Below are 5,530 nucleotides of genomic sequence, written 5' to 3'. Positions count from 1 at the left end.
CGCCAGGTCGAAGGCGCCACCGTCGGCGTCACCGCCAACCAAGGCCTCTTCGGCCACGGCTCCTCGGTCGTCGTCGCGAGATAGCGGTCAGGTCCGGACCCGGGGGCGGAACTCGAACAGCCGGGTCTCCGGCTGTAGCGGTGCCGTCTGCCCGTCGAACCGCTGCGTGCCGACGCTGAAGTCGCTGCCCTCCTCGTAGTCGAAGGCGACTTCGCCGAATCCCGCTTCGCCGAACCAGGATCGGATACTCGGCGTGAGGTCCGGCGCGCGCCGGGACCGGGTCCACAGCACCGTCGCGCCGGGTTTGCTCAGTTGGGTGAGCCCATCGATGGTGCGACGGATGGCGTCGTCGTCGATATTGCCGAAGATGCCGACGGCCAGCACGATGTCGGCGGGCGCCAGATCGGCATACGCCGACAGCAGCGCGGCATCGCCGGTGACGACCTCGACCTGGTGCAGGCCGGCCGCGGCGGCCGCGGTGCGCGCCGACTGGGCGATCACGGGGTCCAGTTCGACCAGTCTGGCCGTGACGTCGTCGCGCCGCGGATGGGTCGGCAGCACCCCGATGACATCGCGACCTTCCCCGGCGCACAGGCTGATCAGCCGGATCGGGCCGGCCGGTGCGGTGTCCAGGCCGTGGCGCAACCGGCGCTGCACATGCCGCAGCCGCCGCGAGATGTCGGATTCGGGATCCAGATAGTCCTGGTGCCATGTCGCCCAATACGTCATCGTTGGCACGCTACGGCGCATGCGGCGGCGGCGATGCGGTAAAACTCACGTCGAGACAAACACCGAACAGCCTGCCACTCAACGTGTTCAGCCTGGCCAGCCGCCGTGGCGGTATCCACATCGTGGTCCGATGGTGGTGCACTGAGCCGGACGGGAATGCGCGGTCGCCGGTGCAGGTTGCGCAGAGCAGCCGCCGGCGCAGGTGGTACCGAGGAGGTCGGCCGTGACGTTTCTGCCGACAGGTGGGAGTGCAGATCGATGACGACGACGTTCGACACCGAGTGGCAACAGTGGCACGACGAGCGGGAGCGCTACTATGGCGACCCACTCGGCTGGGTGAGTCTGACCGGGTTGTATTGGTTGACAGCCGATTTCGAGGTCGTCGCCGACCTGCCCGGCCGGTGGCGCGCCGATGCCGAAGCTGTCCATGTCGAGGGCATCCCCGGTATCGAGCGACTGGAGCCCGTCGAGGGCGCCCCCGGCCTGTTGGTCGAGGACGGTCCCCGTCGCATCGAGGTGATCCGGCGCACCGGGTCGGTGGCGCTGCGGGTGCACGATCCTGCCGCACCGCAACTCGCCGCCTACCGGGGGATTCCGGCCTACCCGCCGGCCGCGCGATGGCGGGTGACGGGAACCTTCACGCCGTACCCGCAGCAGCGCTCCGTCACGACCGGCGCGGTGGTCGAGGGGCTGGAACACCACCACACCGCGGTCGGCGTGGTCGACTTCGAGATCGATGGTCTGGCGCAGCAATTGGTGGTGTTCGGTAAGCCCGACGGCGCGCTCGGCGTGCTGTTCACCGACGGCACCAGCGGGCATACCACCTATCCCGGTGCACGTTCACTGGCGATACCGACGCCGGCGCCGGACGGGACGGTGGAACTGGACTTCAACCGGGCCGCCAATCTGCCCTGCTCGTTCACCGACTTCGCGACCTGCCCGGTGGCCCCGCCGGAGAACCGGCTGACCGTCGCGGTCGAAGCGGGCGAGCAGAACCCGCGCTAGAGTCCGGGACCAGTGGGCGCCACGGCGACCGGAAAGGAAACGGCATGAGCGACAGACCCCTCGAGGTGCTCGTTCCCGACGACCTCGGCGTCGAGGTACTCGGCGCGACACCGGGTCTGCAGCCGGTTCGCTACCGGCCCGGCCACCCGTGGCCCGCCGATCACACCGATGTCACCGCGGTGGTCGTCGGCCATGAGGATGCCGCGGCCGTCGGAGCCAGGCTGGCCGAACTTCCCCGATTGCGGCTGGTGCAGACGCTCAACGCCGGCTACGAACAGTGGCTGCCGCTCCTTCCGGCCGGGGTGACGCTCTCGAACGGCCGCGGCGCGCATGGCGGTTCGACGGCCGAATGGGTGGTCGCCGCGCTGCTGGCGATCTATCGCGATCTCGCCGACTTCCGTGCCGATCAGCAGGCCGGACAGTGGCGGCCGCGGTTCACCGAGACCCTGATCGGCAAGCGTGTCATCGTGCTGGGTGCCGGTGATCTCGGCGAGAACCTGGCCGCCCGACTGGCGCCCTTCGAGACCGAGGTGACGCTGGTCGGCCGAACGGCCCGCCCCGGGGTTGTCACCGCCGACGACCTGCCCGCACTGCTGCCCACCGCCGACGCGGTGGTATCGGTGCTGCCGGCGAGCGCGTCCACGTACCGCATCATCGATGCCGCGTTCCTGGCGCAGCTGCGCGACGGGGCGGTGGTGGTCAACGCCGGTCGCGGCGGCGCGGTGGACACCGACGCCCTGCTCGCCGAGCTGCGTGCCGGGCGGCTGCGCGCCGCGCTGGACGTGACCGATCCCGAACCGCTGCCCGCCGGTCATCCGTTGTGGTCGGCGCCCGGTCTGCTGCTGACCCCGCATGTGGCCGGCAGTACGGCGGGATCCGAGCAACGCGCCTGGGCCGTCGCCGCCCGGCAACTCACCGAGTACGCCGCCGGCGCAGCCCCGTCGAACGTGGTGGTCTCAGGTCAGGCCACGCCCAGGTAGGCCGCCCGGATGCTGTCGTCGTTGAGCAGGTCCCTGGCGGCCCCGGTGCGGGTGACCTCCCCGGTCTCCAGGATGTAGGCGCGGTCGGAGCGGCTGAGCGCCTGCTGCGCGTTCTGTTCCACCAGCAGCACGGTGGTGCCCTGGCTGTTGATCTCGGAGATGATGCGGAAGATCTGCGAGATCACCATGGGCGCGAGCCCCATCGACGGCTCATCGAGCAGCAGCACCTTGGGTCTGGCCATCAGCGCGCGGCCGATGGCCAGCATCTGCTGTTCGCCGCCGGACAGTGTGCCGCCGACCTGATTGCGCCGCTCGGCCAGCCGCGGGAACGTCGTCAGCACCCAGTCGAGCTTCTCGTCATGCTCGGCCTTGGACGGGAACTTCCGTCCATAGCAACCCATTTCGAGGTTCTCGATGATCGTCATGCCGGGGAAGACGCCGCGGCCCTCGGGGGCCTGGATGAGACCATCGGCCACCCGTTTGTGGGCCTTGACCTTGCTGACGTCGACCCCGTCGAACCAGACCGATCCCGAGGTGAGGGACAGCAGGCCCGAGATGGCCCGCATCATGGTGGTCTTGCCGGCACCGTTGGAACCCAGCAGCGTCACCAACTCACCCTCGCGCACGGTCAGCGAAACACCGTGCAGCGCCTTGATCCTGCCGTAGTGCACGACGACATCGCGCACCTCCAGCAGAACCTTGCGGTCGTCGACCTCATGCGAGTTCGTCATCGGGCACTCCCAGATAGGCGGCGATGACCTTCGGGTCCTCGCGGATGTCGGCGGGCAGACCGTCGGCGATCTTGCGGCCGAACTCGAGCACCACGATGCGGTCGGTCACACCCATCACCAACCGCATGTCGTGTTCGATGAGCAGCACGGTGTACCCGTCATCACGGATCTTGCGGATGAGGTCGATCAGCGCCGACTTCTCACTCGGGTTGAACCCGGCGGCGGGCTCATCCAGGCACAGCAGTTTCGGCTCGGTGGCCAACGCCCGGGCGATCTCCAGGCGGCGCTGATCACCGTAGGGCAGGTTCTTGGCCTTCTCCTCGCCGCGGTGCGCGATGCCCACGAAGTGCAGCAGGGCCGCCGACCTCTCGATGGCCGACTTCTCCTCGCGGCGGTGCCGACCCGAGCGGAACAGCGCACCGGGCACCGAGGTGTGGTGCCGCGCATCGGTGCCCACCATGACGTTCTCCAGTGCGGTCATCTCACCGAACAGCCGGATGTTCTGGAAGGTGCGGGCGATGCCGAGGCGGGTGATCTGGTGCCGCTTGATGCGCCCGATCGGCGCGCCGTCGAAGACCACCGATCCCGCACTGGGCCGGTACACGCCGGTGATGGCGTTGAAGCAGGTGGTCTTGCCCGCTCCGTTGGGCCCGATCAGGCCCAGGATCTCGCCGCGCTTGATGTTGAAGGTCACCGCGTCCAGCGCGGTCAACCCACCGAACTTGACGGTCAGATCATTTGTCTGCAGCAGGACTTCGCCCTCGTCGGCCTGTATCTCGCGATGCACACCGGCGATCTCGGCGACATTGTCCTCGAAGCCCTCTGGGGCGGTCATTTGGCCGGCTCCGTGTCCGTCGGGGTGGCCCGCAACAGCTTTCGGGCCGACTTGGCGTACATCAGCAGGTGCTGACGGGCCGGGAACAGGCCCTGCGGACGGAAGATCATCAGGACCACCAGCGCCAACCCGAAGAACAGGTACTTGAGGTTACCCATGTCGATGCCCAGGAAGTGCACACCGAGCAGCCGGTTCGGCAGGTACACGATGATGAACGCACCGAGGATCACGCCGAGCTTGTTGCCCTGCCCGCCGAGCACCACCGCACACAGGAACAGCATCGAGTTGATGATGTTGAAGGTGGGCGGCGCCACGTACTGCACCTGACCGGCGTAGAGCGCTCCGGAGAGCCCGCCGATCGCGGCGCCGATGGTGAACGCCCACAGTTTGAACTTGAATGCGTTGACGCCCATCACCTCCGCGGCGTCCTCGTCCTCGCGGACCGCGATCCAGGCTCGCCCGACGCGGCTGCGTTCCAGATTGCCGACCAGCAGCAGGATGATGATGATCAGGATGAGCCCGAGCCAGAACCACCAGGTGCCGTAGTTGGTGTCGCCGGCGGAATTCGACACCGAGAACACGCCCTGCGGGTGCTGCTCGCTTTCCAGGAAGTGCGGGAACGCGACCTCGTTGAGACCGCGGGGGCCATTGGTGACATCGGCCAGATTGTCGGCGAGCAACCGGATGATCTCGCCGAACCCGAGCGTGACGATGGCCAGGTAGTCACCGCGCAGCCGCAGCGTCGGGGTGCCCAGGATCAACCCGCTGAGCGCCGTGATCGCCATGGCGATCGGCAGGCAGGACAACCACGCCCAGGGCGTGCTGAAGAATCCGGATGCGCTCATCTGATTCCACGGGCTTTCCGGGCTGGTCAGCAGCGCAACCGTGTAGGCACCCACCGCATAGAAGCCGACATAGCCCAGGTCCAGCAGACCTGCTTGTCCGACAACGACATTGAGCCCGATGGCGATGATCGCGATCATCGCGAACTGCGCCATGGTGCCACCGAAGCTGATGCCAGGGGTGTCGACGAAACCGGGCGTGAACAACGGCGAGAGCGCCAGCCCGGCGAACAGCACGATGCCGAACACCCACTTCTGCGGGCGGTTCAGGCCGTCCCACCAGTCCATGACCCGGGCCCAGGCATTGCCGGACTTCGTCGCGTCGCTCATGCGCCCTCCTCGCAGGCTCGGACGCCGCATGAATACCGTCGATTCGCTCCGCAAGCGTCGCTCATACGCCCTCCTCGC

The 5,530-nt window shown here is 68.0% G+C and carries 6 protein-coding genes; 2 read left to right on the top strand and 4 right to left on the bottom strand.

The features are described 5' to 3' along the window. Positions 1-87: 87 nt before the first annotated feature. Entirely contained in the window at positions 88-729 is a 642-nt protein-coding gene (locus BST17_RS28365) for a class I SAM-dependent methyltransferase (protein ID WP_083062345.1), read from the bottom strand. 258 nt (positions 730-987) lie between these two features. On the opposite strand from BST17_RS28365, the gene BST17_RS28360 reads away from it, so the two are divergent. Beyond that, on the top strand, positions 988-1,734 hold the full coding sequence (locus BST17_RS28360; protein WP_083062344.1) for a DUF1684 domain-containing protein: 747 nt from the start codon (positions 988-990) through the stop codon (positions 1,732-1,734). A gap of 44 nt (positions 1,735-1,778) precedes the next feature. Then, positions 1,779-2,714, top strand: coding sequence for a 2-hydroxyacid dehydrogenase (locus BST17_RS28355; RefSeq protein WP_083062343.1), 936 nt, complete (start codon positions 1,779-1,781; stop codon positions 2,712-2,714). Here BST17_RS28355 and BST17_RS28350 read toward each other — a convergent pair. From BST17_RS28350 to BST17_RS28340, 3 genes are read right to left on the bottom strand one after another with little or no spacing between them, the layout of a single operon-like run. Beyond that, positions 2,696-3,445, bottom strand: a complete 750-nt coding sequence (locus tag BST17_RS28350; RefSeq protein WP_083062342.1) for an ABC transporter ATP-binding protein — start codon at positions 3,443-3,445, stop codon at positions 2,696-2,698. The genes BST17_RS28355 and BST17_RS28350 overlap by 19 nt on opposite strands. After that, on the bottom strand, positions 3,429-4,280 hold the full coding sequence (locus BST17_RS28345; protein WP_083062341.1) for an ABC transporter ATP-binding protein: 852 nt from the start codon (positions 4,278-4,280) through the stop codon (positions 3,429-3,431). The genes BST17_RS28350 and BST17_RS28345 overlap by 17 nt, the downstream gene beginning before the upstream one ends. Beyond that, a complete protein-coding gene (locus BST17_RS28340; protein ID WP_083062340.1) occupies positions 4,277-5,452 on the bottom strand; it encodes a branched-chain amino acid ABC transporter permease in 1,176 nt (391 codons plus the stop codon). The genes BST17_RS28345 and BST17_RS28340 overlap by 4 nt, the downstream gene beginning before the upstream one ends. Positions 5,453-5,530 lie beyond the last annotated feature (78 nt).

This window comes from Mycolicibacterium bacteremicum (genome assembly GCF_002086115.1).
Lineage (GTDB): Bacteria > Actinomycetota > Actinomycetes > Mycobacteriales > Mycobacteriaceae > Mycobacterium > Mycobacterium bacteremicum.
This window is presented reverse-complemented; position numbering and strand designations above follow the sequence as displayed.